This is a genomic window from Arthrobacter sp. ISL-30 (genome assembly GCF_018613855.1).
In the GTDB taxonomy this organism is placed as follows: Bacteria; Actinomycetota; Actinomycetes; order Actinomycetales; family Micrococcaceae; genus Arthrobacter.
Genome location: NZ_JAGGPK010000010.1, coordinates 135,961 through 153,812, shown reverse-complemented (window position 1 = coordinate 153,812; position 17,852 = coordinate 135,961). Strand labels below are relative to the sequence as shown.

At 60.9% G+C, this 17,852-nt stretch carries 19 protein-coding genes and 4 pseudogenes; 16 read left to right on the top strand and 7 right to left on the bottom strand.

Annotation, left to right across the window (positions count from 1 at the left end; genetic code table 11):
• Window positions 1–352: 352 nt before the first annotated feature.
• Window positions 353–916, bottom strand: coding sequence for a hypothetical protein (locus tag J7E82_RS04475; RefSeq protein WP_214860807.1), 564 nt, complete (start codon window positions 914–916; stop codon window positions 353–355).
• A gap of 386 nt (window positions 917–1,302) precedes the next feature.
• On the opposite strand from J7E82_RS04475, the pseudogene J7E82_RS04465 reads away from it, so the two are divergent.
• A pseudogene (locus J7E82_RS04465) lies at window positions 1,303–2,024 on the top strand (SDR family NAD(P)-dependent oxidoreductase); the annotation flags it as partial.
• A 4-nt stretch (window positions 2,025–2,028) separates the two neighbouring features.
• Here J7E82_RS04465 and J7E82_RS04460 read toward each other — a convergent pair.
• On the bottom strand, window positions 2,029–2,634 hold the full coding sequence (locus J7E82_RS04460; protein ID WP_214860805.1) for a dihydrofolate reductase family protein: 606 nt from the start codon (window positions 2,632–2,634) through the stop codon (window positions 2,029–2,031).
• 77 nt (window positions 2,635–2,711) lie between these two features.
• Here J7E82_RS04460 and J7E82_RS21290 point away from each other — a divergent pair.
• The 8 genes and pseudogenes from J7E82_RS21290 to J7E82_RS04425 all read left to right on the top strand — a co-directional run.
• A pseudogene (locus J7E82_RS21290) lies at window positions 2,712–2,876 on the top strand (VOC family protein); the annotation flags it as partial.
• 77 nt (window positions 2,877–2,953) lie between these two features.
• A complete protein-coding gene (locus J7E82_RS20530) occupies window positions 2,954–3,148 on the top strand; it encodes a VOC family protein (RefSeq protein WP_251041415.1) in 195 nt (64 codons plus the stop codon).
• A gap of 199 nt (window positions 3,149–3,347) precedes the next feature.
• The gene (locus tag J7E82_RS04450; protein WP_214860804.1) at window positions 3,348–3,635 is read left to right on the top strand and encodes a hypothetical protein; all 288 of its coding nucleotides are present in this window, start codon (window positions 3,348–3,350) and stop codon (window positions 3,633–3,635) included.
• 487 nt (window positions 3,636–4,122) lie between these two features.
• Complete coding sequence (locus tag J7E82_RS04445) at window positions 4,123–5,220, top strand: site-specific integrase (protein ID WP_214860803.1); 1,098 nt, start codon at window positions 4,123–4,125, stop codon at window positions 5,218–5,220.
• 5 nt (window positions 5,221–5,225) lie between these two features.
• Complete coding sequence (locus J7E82_RS04440; RefSeq protein WP_214860802.1) at window positions 5,226–5,558, top strand: helix-turn-helix transcriptional regulator; 333 nt, start codon at window positions 5,226–5,228, stop codon at window positions 5,556–5,558.
• A complete protein-coding gene (locus J7E82_RS04435) occupies window positions 5,548–7,089 on the top strand; it encodes a hypothetical protein (protein WP_214860800.1) in 1,542 nt (513 codons plus the stop codon). The genes J7E82_RS04440 and J7E82_RS04435 overlap by 11 nt, the downstream gene beginning before the upstream one ends.
• 74 nt (window positions 7,090–7,163) lie before the next feature.
• Window positions 7,164–7,442 carry a hypothetical protein gene (locus J7E82_RS04430; RefSeq protein WP_214860798.1) on the top strand — a complete coding sequence of 93 codons (279 nt, stop codon included), beginning with the start codon at window positions 7,164–7,166 and terminating at the stop codon, window positions 7,440–7,442.
• A gap of 122 nt (window positions 7,443–7,564) precedes the next feature.
• A pseudogene (locus tag J7E82_RS04425) lies at window positions 7,565–7,756 on the top strand (IS110 family transposase); the annotation flags it as partial.
• Window positions 7,757–7,942: 186 nt separating this feature from the next.
• Here the strand turns inward: J7E82_RS04425 and J7E82_RS04420 are convergent.
• From J7E82_RS04420 to J7E82_RS04410, 3 genes are all read right to left on the bottom strand, one after another.
• Entirely contained in the window at window positions 7,943–9,112 is a 1,170-nt protein-coding gene (locus J7E82_RS04420; protein WP_308113613.1) for a hypothetical protein, read from the bottom strand.
• Between the two features lie 527 nt (window positions 9,113–9,639).
• Complete coding sequence (locus J7E82_RS04415) at window positions 9,640–9,930, bottom strand: hypothetical protein (protein ID WP_214860797.1); 291 nt, start codon at window positions 9,928–9,930, stop codon at window positions 9,640–9,642.
• 299 nt (window positions 9,931–10,229) lie between these two features.
• Window positions 10,230–10,862: a dihydrofolate reductase family protein gene (locus J7E82_RS04410; RefSeq protein WP_214860794.1), complete on the bottom strand. Its 633-nt coding sequence runs from the start codon at window positions 10,860–10,862 to the stop codon at window positions 10,230–10,232.
• 165 nt (window positions 10,863–11,027) lie between these two features.
• On the opposite strand from J7E82_RS04410, the pseudogene J7E82_RS04405 reads away from it, so the two are divergent.
• The 5 genes and pseudogenes from J7E82_RS04405 (at window position 11,028) to J7E82_RS04390 (ending at window position 15,903) form a co-directional block, all read left to right on the top strand.
• Window positions 11,028–12,538 (top strand): annotated as a pseudogene (locus tag J7E82_RS04405) (MFS transporter).
• A 110-nt stretch (window positions 12,539–12,648) separates the two neighbouring features.
• On the top strand, window positions 12,649–12,771 hold the full coding sequence (locus tag J7E82_RS20975; RefSeq protein WP_285289694.1) for a hypothetical protein: 123 nt from the start codon (window positions 12,649–12,651) through the stop codon (window positions 12,769–12,771).
• Window positions 12,722–13,381 (top strand): class I SAM-dependent methyltransferase, encoded by a 660-nt coding sequence (locus J7E82_RS21285; protein ID WP_374223590.1) that lies wholly within the window; start codon window positions 12,722–12,724, stop codon window positions 13,379–13,381. Before J7E82_RS20975 ends, J7E82_RS21285 begins: the two co-directional genes overlap by 50 nt.
• 78 nt (window positions 13,382–13,459) lie before the next feature.
• On the top strand, window positions 13,460–15,385 hold the full coding sequence (locus J7E82_RS04395) for a transketolase (RefSeq protein WP_214860791.1): 1,926 nt from the start codon (window positions 13,460–13,462) through the stop codon (window positions 15,383–15,385).
• Between the two features lie 95 nt (window positions 15,386–15,480).
• Window positions 15,481–15,903, top strand: a complete 423-nt coding sequence (locus tag J7E82_RS04390) for an Hsp20/alpha crystallin family protein (protein WP_214860789.1) — start codon at window positions 15,481–15,483, stop codon at window positions 15,901–15,903.
• 155 nt (window positions 15,904–16,058) lie between these two features.
• Here J7E82_RS04390 and J7E82_RS04385 read toward each other — a convergent pair whose 3' ends face one another.
• Together J7E82_RS04385 and J7E82_RS04380 are read right to left on the bottom strand one after the other, a co-directional pair.
• On the bottom strand, window positions 16,059–16,499 hold the full coding sequence (locus tag J7E82_RS04385) for a VOC family protein (RefSeq protein WP_214860787.1): 441 nt from the start codon (window positions 16,497–16,499) through the stop codon (window positions 16,059–16,061).
• 110 nt (window positions 16,500–16,609) lie between these two features.
• Window positions 16,610–16,981 (bottom strand): VOC family protein, encoded by a 372-nt coding sequence (locus J7E82_RS04380; protein WP_214860785.1) that lies wholly within the window; start codon window positions 16,979–16,981, stop codon window positions 16,610–16,612.
• A gap of 86 nt (window positions 16,982–17,067) precedes the next feature.
• Here J7E82_RS04380 and J7E82_RS04375 point away from each other — a divergent pair, with 86 nt between their 5' ends.
• Both J7E82_RS04375 and J7E82_RS04370 read left to right on the top strand, forming a co-directional pair.
• A complete protein-coding gene (locus J7E82_RS04375; protein WP_214860783.1) occupies window positions 17,068–17,478 on the top strand; it encodes a DUF3054 domain-containing protein in 411 nt (136 codons plus the stop codon).
• A 71-nt stretch (window positions 17,479–17,549) separates the two neighbouring features.
• The gene (locus J7E82_RS04370; RefSeq protein ID WP_214860781.1) at window positions 17,550–17,831 is read left to right on the top strand and encodes an Lrp/AsnC family transcriptional regulator; all 282 of its coding nucleotides are present in this window, start codon (window positions 17,550–17,552) and stop codon (window positions 17,829–17,831) included.
• Window positions 17,832–17,852: the final 21 nt, after the last annotated feature.

The following is a 17,852-nucleotide window of genomic DNA, read 5'->3' as shown; positions in this document are numbered from 1 at the left end:
ACCGGGAGCAGCCCGGCAGCCGACACGAGGTTCGGCTCATCAAAGGAAACTGACACAGCGGACCGCTTATGCGAAACTTGCACCTACGAGATGCCTCTCTTTTCGGTTGTCAATGGGTTCTAGACAAACTCCATTTTCCTTGAAAAGACGGGCATTCTCGGTTTAACCCGCCGTCGGCGCCCCGATCAGCATCGGTGGATCAAGGCTAAGACGGTCCAATAGAACGCTCGTAGCCTTCAGGACCCGAAGCCGCACCTCGGACTCGTATGAACTGATCAACGGGTGTGCAGGATCCGCCCCGCTACGCGGGGCCGAGCGAATGGCTGGTCGCCCGCCGGGCCTGATCACTCTGCTATCCCTTTCTACGATCGGTCTTCTCTGTACCTACGACGGCGATAATCCATCCGAGGACAGTTAGTGTGAAGAGTGCGTATCCAATACCTACGAACGGCCCCCTGTTGTCGATGGCGCCCCCTCCCAGATAGACCAGCGAATAAGCGGCGAAGACGGCTGCTGCTGCTGCTCCAATCACGCGAACCCAGAGTGGTAGCCAAATGGACCGTGCAAGCATCAGCAGACCGGGTGCATAAAGCAGCACGCCAACGGCGAAAGAGTCTTCACCTCCGGGCGTTTCGGTAGGGTTCAGCACTCTCGTTTCGCCGAGTGCGACCAGGGCAAACCCGGCAGCGGTGAATCTCTGTCCCGCCGAGAGATGTTCTGCCGCAAGCAACACCAGGGCGGTAATCAGGCCTACCGCACTAATTGCGTACAAGATGCTTTTGACGTTCCCAGCCTCGACGAAGTTCCCGGCAGACCCGAGCACTACACCAACGGCGAGACCCCCCACAATGATCCACCGCGTCCCGTCAAAGACAAGTGGCGCCGCGGATTCTGCATTCTTTGACCTTGCATTCATTGGAACCTCATCCCGCACGGATGGCTCATCATGCGAGAACCGTACTCCCGGCAAGTAGACGCGGCAATGCTGTGCTTGAGCAGTTTGAGCAATCGTCCTTTCGAAGGCGACTGGAGCTCTCGCCCCAAAGTGAGTGCCGCAGCTGAGTCGATCGTGGCATTCGATGGTGGCGGGGGAGTAGCCGAGCGTTGCTGTCATGGGGGCATGCGATGCTGGACATTTCTGCCGAGACGTTGTGTTCGGTGGGTCTTCGGTGATTGGTCGAATTTGTCGCACTACCGCTGGCATTCTGCTCCGCCGGACTCCACTGTAATGACTATGCAAGTCCTTCAACTAGCGAGCTCGATGGAGGCATCAACATGACGGACGAACGTACTGCACTGGTTACCGGCGGCGCGCGAGGGATCGGCCGATCTATTGCCGAACATCTCGCTGATGACGGCTGGAATGTCGTCGTGACCTACAACACCGGTTTTGAGGAAGCGAAGGAGTTACGGCGCACCCACGGGGTGGAAATACGCCAGCTCGATCTGGCAGACAGATCCAAGTCACTGGCTTTCGCACGGCAGATTCTTGATGAATTTTCTCTCGATGCGCTGGTCAATAATGCGGGATCCTCGAAAAAGAACAATTTGAGGGATTTTCGTTTGATGCATGGGATAGGACCTTCGAGGTGAATGTCACGGCTCCCCTTATCCTTGCCCACGAAATCGGCCTTAGTATGTCCACCGGAGCGAGCATCGTCAACATAGGCAGTACGGATGCCTACATTGGATCCTTTCGAAGCATCGCTTACTCGGCCAGTAAAGCAGCTCTTCTTTCCGTTACCCGAAGTCTTGCCAACGTACTTGGCTCCCGTGGAATCCGAGTTAACGCCGTGACTCCCGGTTGGGTCGACTCTGGCATCTTGACCGAACCTTATGAAGCAGCCCGCCTTACTCCGTTGGGTCGCAACGGTAAGCCCGATGACATCGCCAAGACCGTCGTGTTTCTTCTCAGCACTGACGCTTCTTTCATCACTGGCGCCTCCCTCGTCGTCGATGGAGGCTACACCGGTGTGGATTACTTCATGAAGAAGGAACATGAGTGGGCTGAGCCCGGGAAGTGAACGGTTAATTCGTCTCATTTTGACTAATTCGTCTCGTTTTCGCCTGAGTCTTGATCTCGTAGCGCAGAAGTACCACGCCGTTTTCGAACGGGGTGGCCTCGACCAGCTTCAGGTCTTGCCAATCGTCGAAAATGCGCGTTCCCTTGCCGCGTGACGCTGGGCAGACCAGCATCCGGACTTCGTCGACGATGCCGGCGTCCATCAGGGAGTGCATGAGTTTCAAGCTTCCCCACAGCCAGATGTCCTTGCCGCTCTGCTCCTTGAGCTCCTGAATGGTGGCGGCCGGGTCGCGCGTCACGGTCGCTGCGGGAAAGTCGCCCCAGGGGGCTTCATCCAGCTTCGATGAGGCGACGAACTTGGTGAGGTTGTTGAGCTTCTCGCCGTACTCGCCCTGTTCGTCGGCGTACGGCCAGTAGCCCTTGGACTGGGCGTAGGTATTCGCGCCGAGAATCATCGTGTCGACCGAGTCGATGAGCCCCATCACGCTCGCCTTGAACGCACTGTTGGTGGTCTCGGAAAAAGGCTCCCCTGACACGAAGCTGAGCCCACCGTCCTCCTCCGCGGCGATGTTGTCGACGGTAACCCACTGCTGGACTATGAGTTTTCGCATGGCGCCCACTGTAGCTGCTCCGGGCCGGCGCGCTGTTCGTCAACGGCAGGAATCCTCGGTCCCCTACACTGTGTGGCATGACGATCTACCGGATGGATCACGTCGGCGTTGTGGTCGAGGATCTCGAGGCTGCTATCGCGTTCTTCGTCGAATTGGGCCTGGAACTGGAGGGCGAGGCAGCAGTCGAGGATGAATGGGTGGACCAGCTCGTCGGGCTGGACGGCGTCCGAGCGGATATCGCCGTCGTGCGGACCCCGGACGGCAGCGGCCGCGTCGAGCTGTCGACGTTCCACACGCCGGTGGCCACCAGCACTGCGCCGTGGGCGCCGATGAACACCCCGGGCATCCCTCGCCTCAGTTCGTCGTCGACGCCGTTGACGACGTCCTCAACCGCATGCGCGCCCACGGGGCCGAACTCGTGGGCGAGGTGGCGCAGTATGGGGACATATACCGGTACGGCTACGTCCGCGGCCCCGACGGCATCATCATCGGGCTGGTCGAGGAGCTGCGCTGAACGACACTCCGAACATCGGCATCACCGCGTGACGGCCCGTTTCGACACTTGTTTCGTTGCTCACCGTGTGATGGTGTCGAGGCTTGTTAGCAACTGGCTTGCGCGGGTACTCATGCAACGGGAGTCGCCAGGTGAAACCGCTTCACTTTCTCATGTCCAATTGGCCGTTCGCGCCTCGTTATCGGGAGATACTCGGATCATGATGCGACTGGAGTTCTGGCCGGATTATGGCCCCGGACCCTTATGGAACGACAAGGGCAAGCCCGTCGATCCTGAATCGCTAGGTATTTCTCCGGAACTTGCAGAGCGAGTCCGGTTGTGGAACTCGCAATATGAAGAGGACAGGCTTCCGCTCGAAGGTCCGGGCAATGCTGAGTGGCTCGCCGAGGGCGTAGGCCTATTGCGCCAGCTGCGCACTGACTTGGGCGATGCCGTCGACCTTGTAGTGACAGAGCCCTGGTGGGGCGAAGCGCCTGGCCCTCTCTAAGGGCTTCGTCTGGAACTTCTTGTTCGGATGCGAGGCACTCAGGCCATAGCCTGGGTTTCGCCGCGAGTTCACGGCATGGCTGGGCCAGGGTGCGGAAATGTGCGGAATGCACAAACGGTTCGTGGACTGACCGCGGAAACGGTCGGTTCTCCATGCAACGTGAGTTCTCGCGGCCACTTCTACTCCCACGGTTTGAGCGCCGATAATCTACATTATGTCAAGTAAAACCGTGATTATTGCATCCGATGCACGATGACCCCTCCTCCGCCCATTGCCACCCGATACCGCGTCACTTGAAGCGGAAAAACGCCTGTGACCTGTGGAAACACCGTACGACTGGCTGGCCCTGGGCTACTCGTCGGTCCACCAGGCAGCCCTCCAAAGCCGGAGTGCATCAAGTTGGAATGGCCCTCTGATCCGCGGATTTGCGCACGTCCTGCATTAATTGCATGATTCTTGCATCCAATGCAATGTATCAGGAGGGTTCGTGGCGGTCGATTCAGCGGGACGCGTGCTCGACTTCGGCGCTGTGCGTTTCCTTCACCCAGAGGACCATGTGTTCACCCAGATGCTCACGGGCTGGCGCAACCAGCAGTTGAGTAGGAACCTGTCGTTTGGCACGATCGAGGGCCGGGAACGGCTGGTGACGCGGTTCCAGGAGTCCACGAACGAGTATCCGTGGCAGTGGACGCCGGCCCACGTGGACGAGTTCTTCGGAGATCTGCGGAGCGTGAAGCACGCCGCCCAGTCCACCATCCGGAGCTACCAGGCAGCTCTGAGGACGTTCTGCGCCTATGCGGCCTCGCCTGAGTATGGCTGGGACCGGGTCTGCGAACAGTACTTCGGAACGCACCCTGCTCAGGTCTGCTTTGACTGGAACACTGCGGTCCATGCGCAGGCGACAGAGTCAACTCCTGTCCGGCGCCCGTTCACCAGGCAGGAGTTACAGGCCTTCTTTGACCGGGCCGATGACGAGGTGGACCGGATCGCGACCCTGGGCCGCAAGGGCTGGCTGCCGGCATACCGCGACGCGGTCCTTTTCAAGGTGGCCTACTGCTGGGGCCTACGACGCAATGAGGTCAGACACCTCCAGACTGTGGATTTTGCCAGGAACCCGCACGCCCGGGAGTTCGGGAAGTACGGGGTGCTGCAGGTCCGCTACGGCAAGGCCATGAAAGGGTCTCCCCCGAAACGCCGCAGCATCCTGACGGTGTTTGACTGGTCGGCGGAGATCATCGCCGACTGGCTGGAACGCGGCCACCCGCACATGACCGACGGGCTGGACCTGTTCCCGTCCGAACGCGGCACGCTGGTTTCCGAGACGGCACTGAACCGCAGGTTCAACCGCTACTGCGAAGACCTGGGCCTCTCCCCCGGACTGGACATCCACTCGCTGCGCCGCTCCTACGTCACCCATCTCATCGAAGCCGGCATGGACCCGCTGTTCGTCCAACACCAGGCTGGACACGAGCACGCCTCGACCACGGCCCTCTATACCTCCGTCTCCAGCGACTACCGGGTCAAAACGCTGCGCCGGGCCCTGGACTCCACCGTCCGGGACGCCCTTGCCGGAATGGAAGACTGAACCTCATGAAACGAGAGATCGACTACCGGTGGCGGCTCGCCGAACTCATGGCAGCCCGCGGAATGCACAACAGCACCGACCTGGGCCCGTTACTGAGGGAACGTGGCATCGAGCTCTCGGCCTCCCAGGTATACCGGCTTGTCACGCAGCGCCCGGAACGTGTCTCGCTCATGATGGTCGCCGCCCTCTGCGACATCTTCGCCTGCGGACCCGAGGACCTGGTCACCGTCACGGCAACAGACGCCAAGGTCCGCAAGGTCGCCTCCGACGCCAACGTCGTGGACCTGAACAAGACCGTGAGGCCCAAACGCGCCCGCGTGATCCGCGATGACGGCTGAGATCACCCCGCGGATAGCCATCCGCGGCCGACCTCGCACCGCAGGCGACTTCACCTGCGACAGATGCTCACGGACAGCTGGCAGGCACCGCGCCAGCTGGTCCGAAGGCAGGATCTGCGGGACCTGCTTCACCGTCGCCATGCGCACGCACGGGACCTGCCCTGACTGCCGAACAGAGCGCATGCTTCCCGGGCGGTCTGCTGCCCACGGCGATCAACCGGTCTGTGTCGATTGCGCAGGTATCACGCAGGACTACCACTGCTCACGCTGCGGCACGGAAACCGAGCACTACCGCCAGAACACCTGCGCCCGTTGCTCGCTTCGGGATGACCTCACCGCGCTATTCCGCCGTAGCGAAGCATCAGAGGCGACGGAAACGACGGCGACGAAACTGCTTGCCGCCCTCTGCGGAGCCCAGCGCCCCGAAAGCATCCTCACCTGGCTCCGCAAGCCCGGCGTCCGCGACCTGCTCCGACGACTTGCCTCTAGCGAGATCCCCCTCCGCCACGAGGCACTGGATCAGGAACCAAACAGCCTGCGGGTGGAACACATGCGCAGCCTGCTAACCCATCACAAGCTACTCCCGAGCAGAGATCATTACCTCGCTCTCTTTCAACGGTGGCTCACCAGCAAGCTGGAGGACGTCGACGATGCCGATATCCAACGGCCGGTGGAGTCTTTCGCCCGGTGGCACCACCTGCGGCGCATCAGGAGCCTCTCTGCCGACGGGAAACCCACCCGCGGCCCCGTCCACAGCGCGAAGCAGGAAATCACCGAAACCATCAAATTCTTCACCTGGCTCAAGCTCACCCATGGACGGACCGTCGCCTCCTGCGTACAGGCCGACGTCGACACTTGGCTGGCCGACGGTCCAACCACCAGACATGCCATCAGAACCTTCTTCGTCTGGGCGGTCAAGAACCGGACCTGCACCAACATCACCATCGGATTCCGGCAGGCCAAGACCGTGCCACTGCTCACCCAGGGCCAGCGTCTCGCCATGCTCAAAGCCTGCCTCACGGACAACATCGACACCCTGCACTACCGGGTCGCCGCCACTCTCCTGCTGCTCTACGCCCAGCCAGTCGTGAAGATCGCCGCGATGAAAAGCACCGACGTGATCCTCACGCCAGATGGCCTGCGTCTGTCACTCGCGGAAGGAGATCCAGCGCCCGTGCCCGAACCTTTCGCCTCACTGCTCACCCAACACCTGGCCGCACGCCCCAACTTGCGCACGGGCGGCAGCTCGGGCAGTGAATGGTTGTTTCCCGGATACCGGCCCGGGCAACACATCCACCCAAACACGCTCATGGAGCGCCTCAGGGAAATCGGAATTAACCTCCTCGGTGCACGCAACGCATCCCTCCGCGCCCTCGTGAAGGAAGTGCCCGCCCCGCTGGTTGCCGAAATGCTCGGCTACAGCTACCAAGTCACCCAGAAACACGCCGCAGCGGCCGCCGAACCCTGGTCCCGCTATCCAAGAATCCAGGCGACGCGGATAATGACTGACACCATCGGAATGGATCGATAGCCGCTCCCTAGAGATCTTCGATTTGGAACGGGGGCGGGGGCTCTCCGAAGGCAGCCGGACTAATGGAGGCAAAGGTGGCAACAAAGGAAGAACTGCAGCGGAGGCTTCAACGCATCCTCCGTTGGTTCCTTCCAGTAACGATCATCATGCTGATCGCCACAGTCCTAAGTCTCGTTGGTGTCGATTCGGAGCCATGGTTCTGGACTCGGTCCATTATCTTCGGCATCGCCGCCGTCGTATTCTGCGTCCAAGTCACCAGATTCTCGCTATGGCAGCGGGACGAGTACTGGCGCGAAAAAAAACGGGATCCTAAGCACCCGGACCGTTTCCCCTCGCGTGGCACTGCTGAATAGTTCCAAATCGAATAATGCTGGTTACCAGTAGTGTTCTGCGTATCCCATCAGATGAATCAACTGAGGAACTCCAGTCCGCTACTCCCGCCCTGACCACCGGCTACGCCGGAACATTCACCTCCGCCCTCTTCAGATCCGCCTGGATCGCCTGCTGCCACCATCCGGCGTCGAAGGCTTACTACCAAAAGAAACGGGCACAGGGAAAGAAACACAACGCCGCCGTCATCTGCCTGGCCCGGCGCCGCTGCGACGTCCTCTACTCCATGCTCAAACACGGGACCTTCTACGACGAAAAACCCGCCCAAGCCGCTTGACCGAAAGCATAGGGACACCCCACGCCGACTGCTCCGGGAGGTAAACGCCCACACCGAAGACATGCCCGCACACGACGAGCCCGTTCGTTGCGAGCCGCTCGGGCAGCGCGGCACCGACTAGGACCGGCGGGTCAGAGTGAAAGCATCGCACGCCGTTCATTACGACGTTGGAAGCCATATGCTCGTTCACCAGTTCCGCGCGCCTTCAACTGCGGAGAGAAGAGCCGATCGCTCGGCCGCGAGAGAACGGCTCAGTTGCTGCTCGCGTTCAGTCACAACCGCGTTGAGCGCGGCGAACAGCTCCTCGCGCTCCTCGGTCTCGATGAACGGAGACCTCCCATCGAGGCGGTTGAACGCAAGCGCATACTCGCGCCCGAGGTCCATCAGACGAGCCACGGTGGACTCATCTGACTGCGGGCCGAGTATCGCGAGAACTTCACGCCGCGTCTTCTTGAACTGTGCGACAGCCTTCTTGAAGCGGGCAGCGGTAATGTGCTCGCGCCCGTCCCAGTCGCGAAGCGGGTTGTCGAGATTCTCTTGCACCCACTCGGGTTTGCGTGCCTTCGAGATGTCGACGCTCGTGCCGTTGGCCACTTGCGACCGCCACAGGGCCCGCATCGCAATAGCGTACTCATGAGGCACGCTATGTAGGTCGAGGTATTCGAGGTCGGGAACTTCGTCCGGGAGCACACAGTCGGCCTTCGTCATGCCGAATAGGTCTGAGATGAAAAGGGCCTTGAGTGAGCTGAGCCGGTTGAGTTCGCCTGCGTTCGCCAACTGCCCGAGGCTTCCGCCGAGAGTCAGACTTGTCAGGTTGGGAAAGATGTCCGTGAGCCGGTGGGCGTCTACTTCGGATAGGCCAGTCGCCTTGAGGCTGCGTACCTCGTTGTGTGGGGGTGCGCTGTCGGCGAGTGCCCGATCGAGTTCCTCGGGGGTCAGTTCAAGCGCCCCTGGATCTCGCCAATCATGTTCGCCCCGGTCCCACGCACGTTGCCGGGCAAGTTGGTCACCTACTCGCCAGCGGCCGGCGTAGCTATTCGCCCGCTGGACGTGCAGCAGAGGCATGCTGCCGATAACGCGATAACTCCGAGGGAGCACCCAGTCACAGTTGGTGTGGGACAACTGCCCGTTCCAGGAGTGGTGGGTGAGCCTGAGCGGCTTAATGACACCCAAGTCATCTGCTGTGGACGGCTCGGGACCCGACCAATCGAGTTCGAGCACCCCGGCCTTCTTCCAACGGGGGTCGATGTCACTGATCTGGGCAGCGGACCACTCACCAAGAAGGTCGTTCCGGCAGACGACGATGTCCCCGACATTCAGGGGGCGCGGCGGGCCGTTCGAAGGTGCTGCTGACACGGTCGCCATCGTATGGGTGAAACGGAAGATCAGGAACTACCCGACCGCCCAATACGACGGAACTTGATAACGCAGGCTGTCAACCCTCAACGTCGCCTGCTTCCAGGAAAGCCTGGTAATCGAGCAGTCTTTCATCCAAAGACCGCCTCCATACCCGCGGTGGGATTGCCGACGTGACCGTGGCGCGAATACAGTGCGTGAACCTGTAGCGAAGGTATCCGGCTTGATTCCCGTAGACATCCTCGAAAGCCCCTGACAACTCCTGCCTATTCATACAGAGTCGCTCAGTTCCATAAAGCCAGAACGCTCCGGGCGGCGAGCCGAAGCCCTTTTGACCCCAAACTCACGGTCGAATTGGACTCAGGGCGATAAGTTCGTTCCCGCTTCTGCTCTGCGTATCCCATCAGATGAATCAATTCGCCTCGATCCCCCGGCTCGCGCACCAGCCGCCTTTGCGCGGGTTCTGAACCTTAATTTCCGCGGGTCCTACGGATAGTTGAGTCCCGAGGATCGTCAAAGTGACGCGCTCAAACACGGTCTGCCCCCCAAGCGATGCTGAGCCGCTCGTACTCTTCGGCGGTCACCGGCAGCACGACGCCGTGGCAGGGGTCCTTCGGCAGCCGGAAGTCCTGGGACGGTTCCTCGTAGCCACACATGGCCCGTCTCCAGTCCAGATCCCGGCAACAGACAAGGTGGACCACTTCGTCGGGGTCCTCGCTCCAGTCATACTTGACCTGCCATGCGGGAACGCGAACTATTTCCATCGCCCCGCCCTCGCCTATCGTCGAAGGCTTCTCTGCGTCGCCTTTCGTCTCCATCGCAATAGTCCCCCTCCATTGATGTTGAGTTAGGAGTCACTCCTGTCTGTCCGGAGGCTGACATATCCTGCGCCAAATATCCATAGTTGTCGCCTCAAAGTTAGGGCAAGGAGTATCGGACATGCTCTTACGACATCCGCTTCCACAACGCAAACTTCCCTGGGACGTCGAAGGAATCCGTTCGGTCGGGCCTAGCGAACGGGCCATTAGGTAACCACGATCAAAGGCCCGATGCTGCGCGGCAGCGTTTGCTCTGGGCTCACGCCGGCAGAGCTACGACGGCGGACACTCCGGTGCAGCTAGAACATGTGTTCGGGGTCGACAGTGGACGTTACGTACTGCGGCCGCCCCAGAGGCCGATAAGACTGGATGGTGATGCCCCGGGACGTGGTCTGCGAGTTGACCAGATTGAGCGCGATGTCCGGACCGGAATCAGGGAACAGCCGCGTGCCCTGGCCGACGACGACGGGATAGGTGATCAGGTCGAGCTGGTCGACCAGGTCGTTGGCGAGCAGCCACCGGACGAGGGCACCACTGCCCGGCACCAGCAGTTCGCCATCGTGATGCGCCTTCAGGTCACCGACGGCCTTGGCGACGTCGCCGTGCAGGACTGTGGTGCCTGCCCACTGCGGGTCGGCGAGGCTGGTCGAAGCCACGTACTTGGGCCGGCTGTTCAGCGCTGCGGCAATCGGGTTTGTGCTCGGATCGGCCATCGCTCCCCAGTAGCCGGCGAAGATCTCGTACGTGCGCCGACCAAAGAGGAACGCAGCCGCGCCGCCGTAGACATAGTTGAGATAGTCCCCGGCTTCGGTGTCCAGAAGTGGTATGGCCCATCCGCCGCGGTCGAAGCCGCCGCTGCGATCCTCGTCAGGTCCGCCCAACCCCTGCATCACGCCGTCCACCGAGACGTTGGTCGTGGTCGTCAACCTCATGTCGTGTCACCTCGTCGAACAACGGCCGCGGACCCCTTCTGGCTTCGCGCTACTGGCTACAGACAAGCACACTCGCGGGGCCATGCGAGGGCGGGATCGTCACCGATTTTCTTGATCGGGGGGCAACCGTGTCCGCGCCTGTTAGTTCTCACTACACTGGGACGCATGAACGAGCAGGAACCGGCCCTGCCGAAGGCGGATGCGGCTACCGGCAGCAGCGCGGACTTCCCGGAGGACGCGGCCGTCACCTCCCGGTTAGTCGGTGGCAGCGAGGCCGCGCGCCTCGCCAATCCCGACGCTGTCGACACATCCTTGCGCAGTCCTGTGCAGCGGTCCCGTACCTTCGCCGGGATTCTGGTGAACACCGCCCTCGCCAATATCACAACCAGCTATCTGTGGTTCGCCCTGACTCTTTTTGGGTATACCTGCAGACGCGCAATGTAATCGCCACCGGGGTAATCGGCGGCGCGTACATGCTGCTAATCGCCCTTTCGAGCATCAGCTTCGGCACCTTTGTGGACCGCTACCGCAAGCTGACCGTGATGCGCTTCGCCGCAGCTTTCACCTTGTTGATGTTCGTCCTGTCCGGGGTGATGTTCCTGCTGACACCCACCGCCCGGCTGCTGGACCTGGCCCAGCCGTGGTTCTGGATCTTCACCCTCATCATCCTGGTCGGTGCTGTGGTGGAAAACATGCGCAACATCGCCCTCTCCACCACGGTCACCATCCTCATCGAGCCGGACCGTCGGGCCAACGCCAATGGGATGGTGGGGATGGTGCAGGGACTGATGTTCATCGTAACCTCGCTGCTCTCCGGGCTGTCGGTCGGGCTGCTGGGCATGGGGTGGACGATCGTCGTCGCCCTGGTGCTCACGGCGCTCGCCTTCGCGCACCTGCTCACCCTGCGCATGCCCGAGGAATTGCGCGCGGCCGCCACTGACGCGCACGGTGGATTTGATCTGCGCGGCTCATTCGCTGCCGTGCTTGCCATAGCCGGACTGTTCGCCCTGATCCTGTTCTCCACGTTCAACAACTTCATCGGCGGCGTCTACATGGCACTCATGGATCCCTACGGCCTGGAGATGTTCTCCGTAGAGATGTGGGGGGCCGTGTTCGCGCTTGGCTCCACGGGGTTCATCGTGGGCGGCGCGCTGATCGGCAAATTCGGGCTCGGCACCAACCCGCTGCGCACCATGCTCATCGCGGTGATCGTCATGGGGTTCCTCGGCGCGGTGTTCACGCTGCGGGAATGGGCTTGGCTGTACGTCGCCGGCATCTGGCTGTACCTGGTCCTGATACCTTTCGTAGAGGCCGCCGAGCAGACTGTCATCCAGCAGGTGGTGCCTCTGCCCCGCCAGGGCAGGGTTTTCGGATTCGCCATGGCATTCGAGTCCGCGGCAGCGCCGATCACCGCATTTCTTATCGCGCCGATCGCCCAGGTCTGGATCATCCCGTACTCGCGGTCGGCTGAAGGCGCCGCCCAGCTGGCCCCGCTGCTGGGCGAAGGTACTTCCCGCGGCATCGCCCTGGTATTCCTGATCGCCGGGATCATCATGATCACCGCCGCGCTGCTGGCCTTCCTGACGCCGGTCTACCGCCGGGTCTCGACCTCGTATGCGCAAGCTGCTGCAGAGGCGCCGGGGGCTACGCCGCTCCCCCGTCCTATGGATGAGTAATCCCGCCATCGCGGCAGGAAGGGCAATGAGGGCCATGAGCTGCCTCAGCCCGCACTAATGTTTACGACGTGCCTCCAGGATGTCCCGTTCCCTTCTGGGATAGTGATTTCATGGCGATTTTCGATCCTGCTAAAAGTTTCGATTCGGATGTGGCCGCTCGCTACGATGACATGCTGGGAGGCGATGAAGCGGACGCGGTGGATTTTCTGGCAGATCTTAGCGGAGGACGGTGAATCTGTCCTGGAATTTGCCGTTGGTACGGGCCGTATCGCTCTGCCTCTGTCAAAACGGGGCGCTCGCGTTCATGGCATCGAGCTTTCGCAAGCAATGATCGATCGCCTGAAATCAAAGCCTGGAAGCGATGCAATCGAAGTGACCATGGGTGACATGTCCAGGGTCCGCACAGGCTCTCGGTACTCGTTGGTATACCTGGTCTTCAACACCATCTTCAACTTGCAGACCCAGGACGATCAGGCGCGTTGCTTCGAAAACGCAGCCCACCATCTGACCGATGGTGGCGCTTTCGTTGTGGAGACTGCCGTCCCCAGTGCCTGGCTTCCTACTTATTCGTATGTCCGGCCCGAAAAAATGGAGCCTCGAGCCGTGACTTTCGATGTCTGTAGCTACGACCCCGTCACGCAGATATTGGATGAGAACCATATCAGGGTCGCGGAAGACGGCAACATAAGATTCGCGCCGATTTCCTGCCGTCTGGCATGGCCTACAGAGCTAGACCTTATGGCACGAATCGCGCGCCTTCGCCTGGCTGAGCGATGGGGCGGATGGAAACGCGAGCCTTACAACGGGATTGACTTGCATGTGTCCGTCTACCGACGCATCTAATCTCGATCTTGACTCGCTCCCCCTCGCAAGCGCAATCTGCAGAGGTCTGGCAACTGTTCCGTCAACGAAGGATTCATCATGCCCTCGCCAAATCAGGAAAACACCGCCGCAGACCTCTCCACGATCGCTGAGCTCGCCGCGCAGCTTCGGGTCGATTCCATCCGCTCAAGCACCTCAGCAGGATCCGGACATCCCACCTCGAGCATGTCTGCGGCCGACCTGCTGGCCGTTCTCATCACACGGCACCTCCGCTACGACTGGGACAACCCAGACCTGGACACCAACGATCACCTGATCTTCTCGAAGGGCCATGCCTCTCCCCTGCTGTACTCGGTGTTCAAGGCGGTCGGCGTCGTCTCTGATGCGGAGCTCATGGCTGACTATCGCCGCTTCGGCAAGCGCCTCCAAGGGCATCCGACGCCGGCACTGCCTTGGGTGAATTTCGCTACGGGTTCGCTCGGGCAGGGACTTCCCGACGGCGTAGGCGTCGCCCTCGCGGGAAGATACCTTGACCGGCTCCCCTACCGGGTATGGGTGCTCTGCGGCGACAGTGAAATGGCGGAGGGCTCCATCTGGGAAGCCCTGGACAAGGCCTCCCATTACAACCTCACAAACATGATCACCGTCGTCGATGTCAACCGGCTGGGACAACGAGGCGAGACTGAGCTTGGCTGGGATATGGAATCTTATGCTCGTCGGGTCGAAGCCTTCGGCGCTCAGGCGATCATCATTGACGGACACGATCTTGGAATGATCGACGAAGCATTTTCTACCGCGGCAGAAGCGCCTGAAGACAAGCCTGTTGTCATCCTTGCCAGGACCATCAAGGCAAAGGGATTCCCGACTGTCGAAGACAGCCCGGATTGGCACGGAAAACAGTTTCCGCCTGACATGGCCGAGCAGGCAATCGCCGGGCTCGGCGGCGAAAGAACTCTGACGTTGCGGGGCCCGCTGCCCGAACAGGCGTCAAAAGCGGTCATCGATGCTGCCGGTGCACCCTTGCCCACCTACAAACTCGGCGAGAAGGTCGCAACGCGAAAAGCTTACGGCGACGCGCTAGTAGCACTCGGTGCGAACGATCCCACCGTTGTTGCCCTGGACGGGGAGGTTAGCAACTCTACCCACGCCGAGCAATTCGCCAAAGCATTCCCCGACAGGTTCTTCGAGATGTATATCGCCGAACAACAACTCGTCGCTGCCGCAACGGGGCTTAGCGTCCGGGGATATAAAGCCTTCGCCTCCACCTTTGCGGCATTCCTCACTCGTGCCTACGATTTCATCCGCATGGGCGCCATTTCCGACGTCGATCTACGCCTTTCCGGCTCTCACGCCGGCGTCGAAATTGGCGCCGACGGCCCTTCCCAGATGGCGCTGGAGGACCTGGCGATGATTCGGGCGGTACATGGTTCGACCGTCCTCTACCCTGCAGACGCCACAAGCACCGCTGCCCTTGTGCAAGCTATGGCGGCGACCTCCGGGATAAGCTACCTTCGAACCACCCGCGGCGCCTACCCGGTCCTGTATAGCCCCGATGAGCAGTTCCGTGTCGGCGGTTCGAAACTCCTCCGTTCCTCCGACAACGACGACGTCACCCTCATAGGGGCAGGAGTCACCCTTCATGAAGCATTGAGGGCTGCCGACATCCTCAGAGCCGAGGGCATCCAGGCTCGCGTCATCGACTGCTACTCCGTTAAACCCATCGACGCAGAAACGCTGCTCACCGCCGTCGGCGAGACGCAAGGCCGCATCATCGTCGCCGAGGACCACCATCCTGAGGGTGGCCTGGGATCGGCGGTGCTGGCAGCCTTGGTAACGGCGCCACCCAGTGATTTGTCCGTCGAGCATCTCGCCGTAGACGGCATGCCCGGATCAGGAACCGGACAGGAACTCCTCGCATGGGCCGGTATAGACGCTGAACATATCGCCGAGGCGGCCCGACGCTTGCTAGAGGCAGGGACCCCGGTCGGTTTCGATGGTTTGGCTCTTCGGGACCAAAGACCCTAGGACGGGCTTTACGGTCTTTCGATCCTTTAAGTGTCGGGCAAGCCAGAGTGTGAGATTAGTCCCACGCCCGACAAGTCGCGGACAAGGAGGAGGACATGAGCGACTTGATGAGATGGTTCGACACGCGCCGTTCGCCGATCGACATGATCGAAAAGCTCTTCGAAGGTGAAGCGGGGACCACAGGGATTCGAGTCGAAGAAGTGGTCGAAGGCAATACGTTGGTGGTGCGTGCCGAGCTGCCCGGCATCGACCCTGAGAAAGACGTCGATGTCACTATCAGCGACGGTTTCCTTGAGATCAAGGCCCAGCGGCAGGAAAAGACGGAGCACAAGGACAAAAACACCTACCGCTCCGAGTTCCGTTACGGTTCGTTCTCGCGCCGCCTGCCTGTACCTGAAGGGGTCCGGGAGGAGGACGTGACAGCGAGCTACAAGGACGGCGTCCTTGAAGTTCGCACACCGGTACCGGAAAACCCACCGGCCACGTCGGGGAAGAAGATCCCGATCATCAGGGGCTAAGTAAAGCGAAGCAGGATCCATACGGGAGCAGGATTCATGTGAACCAGGAGCGGCCCGGCCTTGATGGCCGAGCCGCTCCTTGTGTTGTCCTCCTTGTATCGTCCTCCTTGTATCGGGCAGCCCGCCGGTGCCGCCCCCGGCATCGCCCCCGCGCCCTACTCGCCCTTGTAGGCCCTTTCCAGTTCAGCGATGTCCAGCTTCCGCATCTGCAGCATGGCCTGCATGGCCCTCTCAGCCCCGTCAGGGTCCGGGCCTGTCAGAAGCTCGCTGAGGACCGAGGGCACAATCTGCCATGACAGGCCGTACTTGTCTTTGAGCCAGCCACACATGCTCTCCTCTCCCCCATCAGCGGTGAGCGCCTGCCAGTATTTGTCCACTTCATCCTGTGACGAACAGTCAACTACCAGGGACACGGCCTCCGTGAAATTGAAGGCCGGACCGCCGTTCAGCGCCATAAAGTCACGGCCTTCCAGCTGGAACTCCACAGTCATGGGGTTCACATTGATGATCCTGGAGTTGTCAAAGATGGACGTGTAGAACTTTGCGGCTTCTTCGCCCTGATTGTCGAACCAAAGACAGGTGGAGATTTTTTGCACGAGAATCACACCTTAGGTATGCGGATCGCTGACCTTCACGAGGCTAGACCCGGCGTGCAAAGGGCACAATGCCCGACGGCGGTTGGCTGTCGGCCGCTTTTTGGCTGGCTTTACCCTTCGGGCAGCTGGCTCACGAGTCCCACCGTGTTTCCTTCGCTGTCCTCGATGAACCCCATCCATTCATCAGTTCCGGCAGGGCCAAGCCGGTTGTCCTCGTGGGAAAAAATAACGTGCGGCTCGGCGACGATCTTGATACCGGCGTCGCGAAGTGTTTCCACACTCTCCCGCACATCCGGAACGGAGAGGTAGATCACAGCCGACGAGGCACCTCGCTCGAGCAGGAGCCTGACGCCGCCGAGGTCAAAGAAAAGCAGGCCTGGAGGATCGAACACTGCGAGGGGTTCCGAGCCCAGGAGCCGTGAGTAAAACCTGGAGGCGCGTTCCAGGTCTATCGCCCTCTGCGCGATCTGGAGAACCTTCACGTCGTGCTCCTATCCGTCAGCTCCTCCGCCGATTTCTCGGCCGGGGCGGTTCGGCAACGGGGACAGACCGGGATAGTGTCGGGGGTATGCCCTCCACTGCTGATTCTGCGCGCCTTGCCACGCGTGCGCCACTGTTTATTGCCATCTTCGCGGACGTGGTGCTCGTTCTGGTATTTGCCGCTATTGGTCGTGACGCCCACCAAAGAAGCGACACTTTCCTGGGCGTCCTGGCAACTGCGTGGCCGTTCCTGTCGGGTGTAGCGGCATCATGGCTTGTCTCTAGGGCGTGGCGGCGTCCGCTCGCCCCTTGGCCCACCGGAGTCCTCGTATGGCTGGGGACGCTGGCGGTTGCCATGCTGCTACGGGCCGTGACCGGACAAAGCGTCGTGATTCCGTTTGTAATCGTCGCGACGATCAGCCTTGGACTCCTCTTGCTCGGATACCGGCTCCTCGCATCGGCCGTTGTACGTCTCCGCTCCCGCCGTTCGGGTAATTAGCCGTCCAAGGCAACCCTTTGGCCGTGTACTAGGCTTGCAATCAACCTGGCGAATTTCCGGAAAGGCATCACGTGATCACCGCAATCGTCCTGATCAAAACAGACGCATCCCGCATTCCCGAGACCGCGGAGGAGATCTCCGCGATTCAGGGCATCAGCGAAGTTTACTCAGTGACCGGGGAATGGGACCTCATTGCGATCGCCCGGGTTCCACGCCATGACGACCTCGCCGACGTCATTGCTGACAAACTCTCCAAAGTGCCGGCCGTGGTTCATACCACCACCCATATTGCCTTCCGCGCCTATTCACAGCACGACCTCGACGCGGCCTTCGCCCTTGGATTCGAACAGTAGCCTCAACAACGGAAACAGCCG

Coding starts and splice junctions, on each gene's coding strand:
- J7E82_RS04475 (WP_214860807.1), bottom strand. CDS start 916: ATGAATGCAAGGTCAAAGAATGCAGAATCCGCGGCGCCACTTGTCTTT.
- J7E82_RS04460 (WP_214860805.1), bottom strand. CDS start 2,634: ATGCGAAAACTCATAGTCCAGCAGTGGGTTACCGTCGACAACATCGCC.
- J7E82_RS04450 (WP_214860804.1), top strand. CDS start 3,348: ATGATGCGACTGGAGTTCTGGCCGGATTATGGCCCCGGACCCTTATGG.
- J7E82_RS04440 (WP_214860802.1), top strand. CDS start 5,226: ATGAAACGAGAGATCGACTACCGGTGGCGGCTCGCCGAACTCATGGCA.
- J7E82_RS04435 (WP_214860800.1), top strand. CDS start 5,548: ATGACGGCTGAGATCACCCCGCGGATAGCCATCCGCGGCCGACCTCGC.
- J7E82_RS04415 (WP_214860797.1), bottom strand. CDS start 9,930: ATGGAGACGAAAGGCGACGCAGAGAAGCCTTCGACGATAGGCGAGGGC.
- J7E82_RS04410 (WP_214860794.1), bottom strand. CDS start 10,862: ATGAGGTTGACGACCACGACCAACGTCTCGGTGGACGGCGTGATGCAG.
- J7E82_RS20975 (WP_285289694.1), top strand. CDS start 12,649: ATGGCGATTTTCGATCCTGCTAAAAGTTTCGATTCGGATGTGGCCGCT.
- J7E82_RS21285 (WP_374223590.1), top strand. CDS start 12,722: ATGAAGCGGACGCGGTGGATTTTCTGGCAGATCTTAGCGGAGGACGGT.
- J7E82_RS04395 (WP_214860791.1), top strand. CDS start 13,460: ATGCCCTCGCCAAATCAGGAAAACACCGCCGCAGACCTCTCCACGATC.
- J7E82_RS04390 (WP_214860789.1), top strand. CDS start 15,481: ATGAGCGACTTGATGAGATGGTTCGACACGCGCCGTTCGCCGATCGAC.
- J7E82_RS04375 (WP_214860783.1), top strand. CDS start 17,068: ATGCCCTCCACTGCTGATTCTGCGCGCCTTGCCACGCGTGCGCCACTG.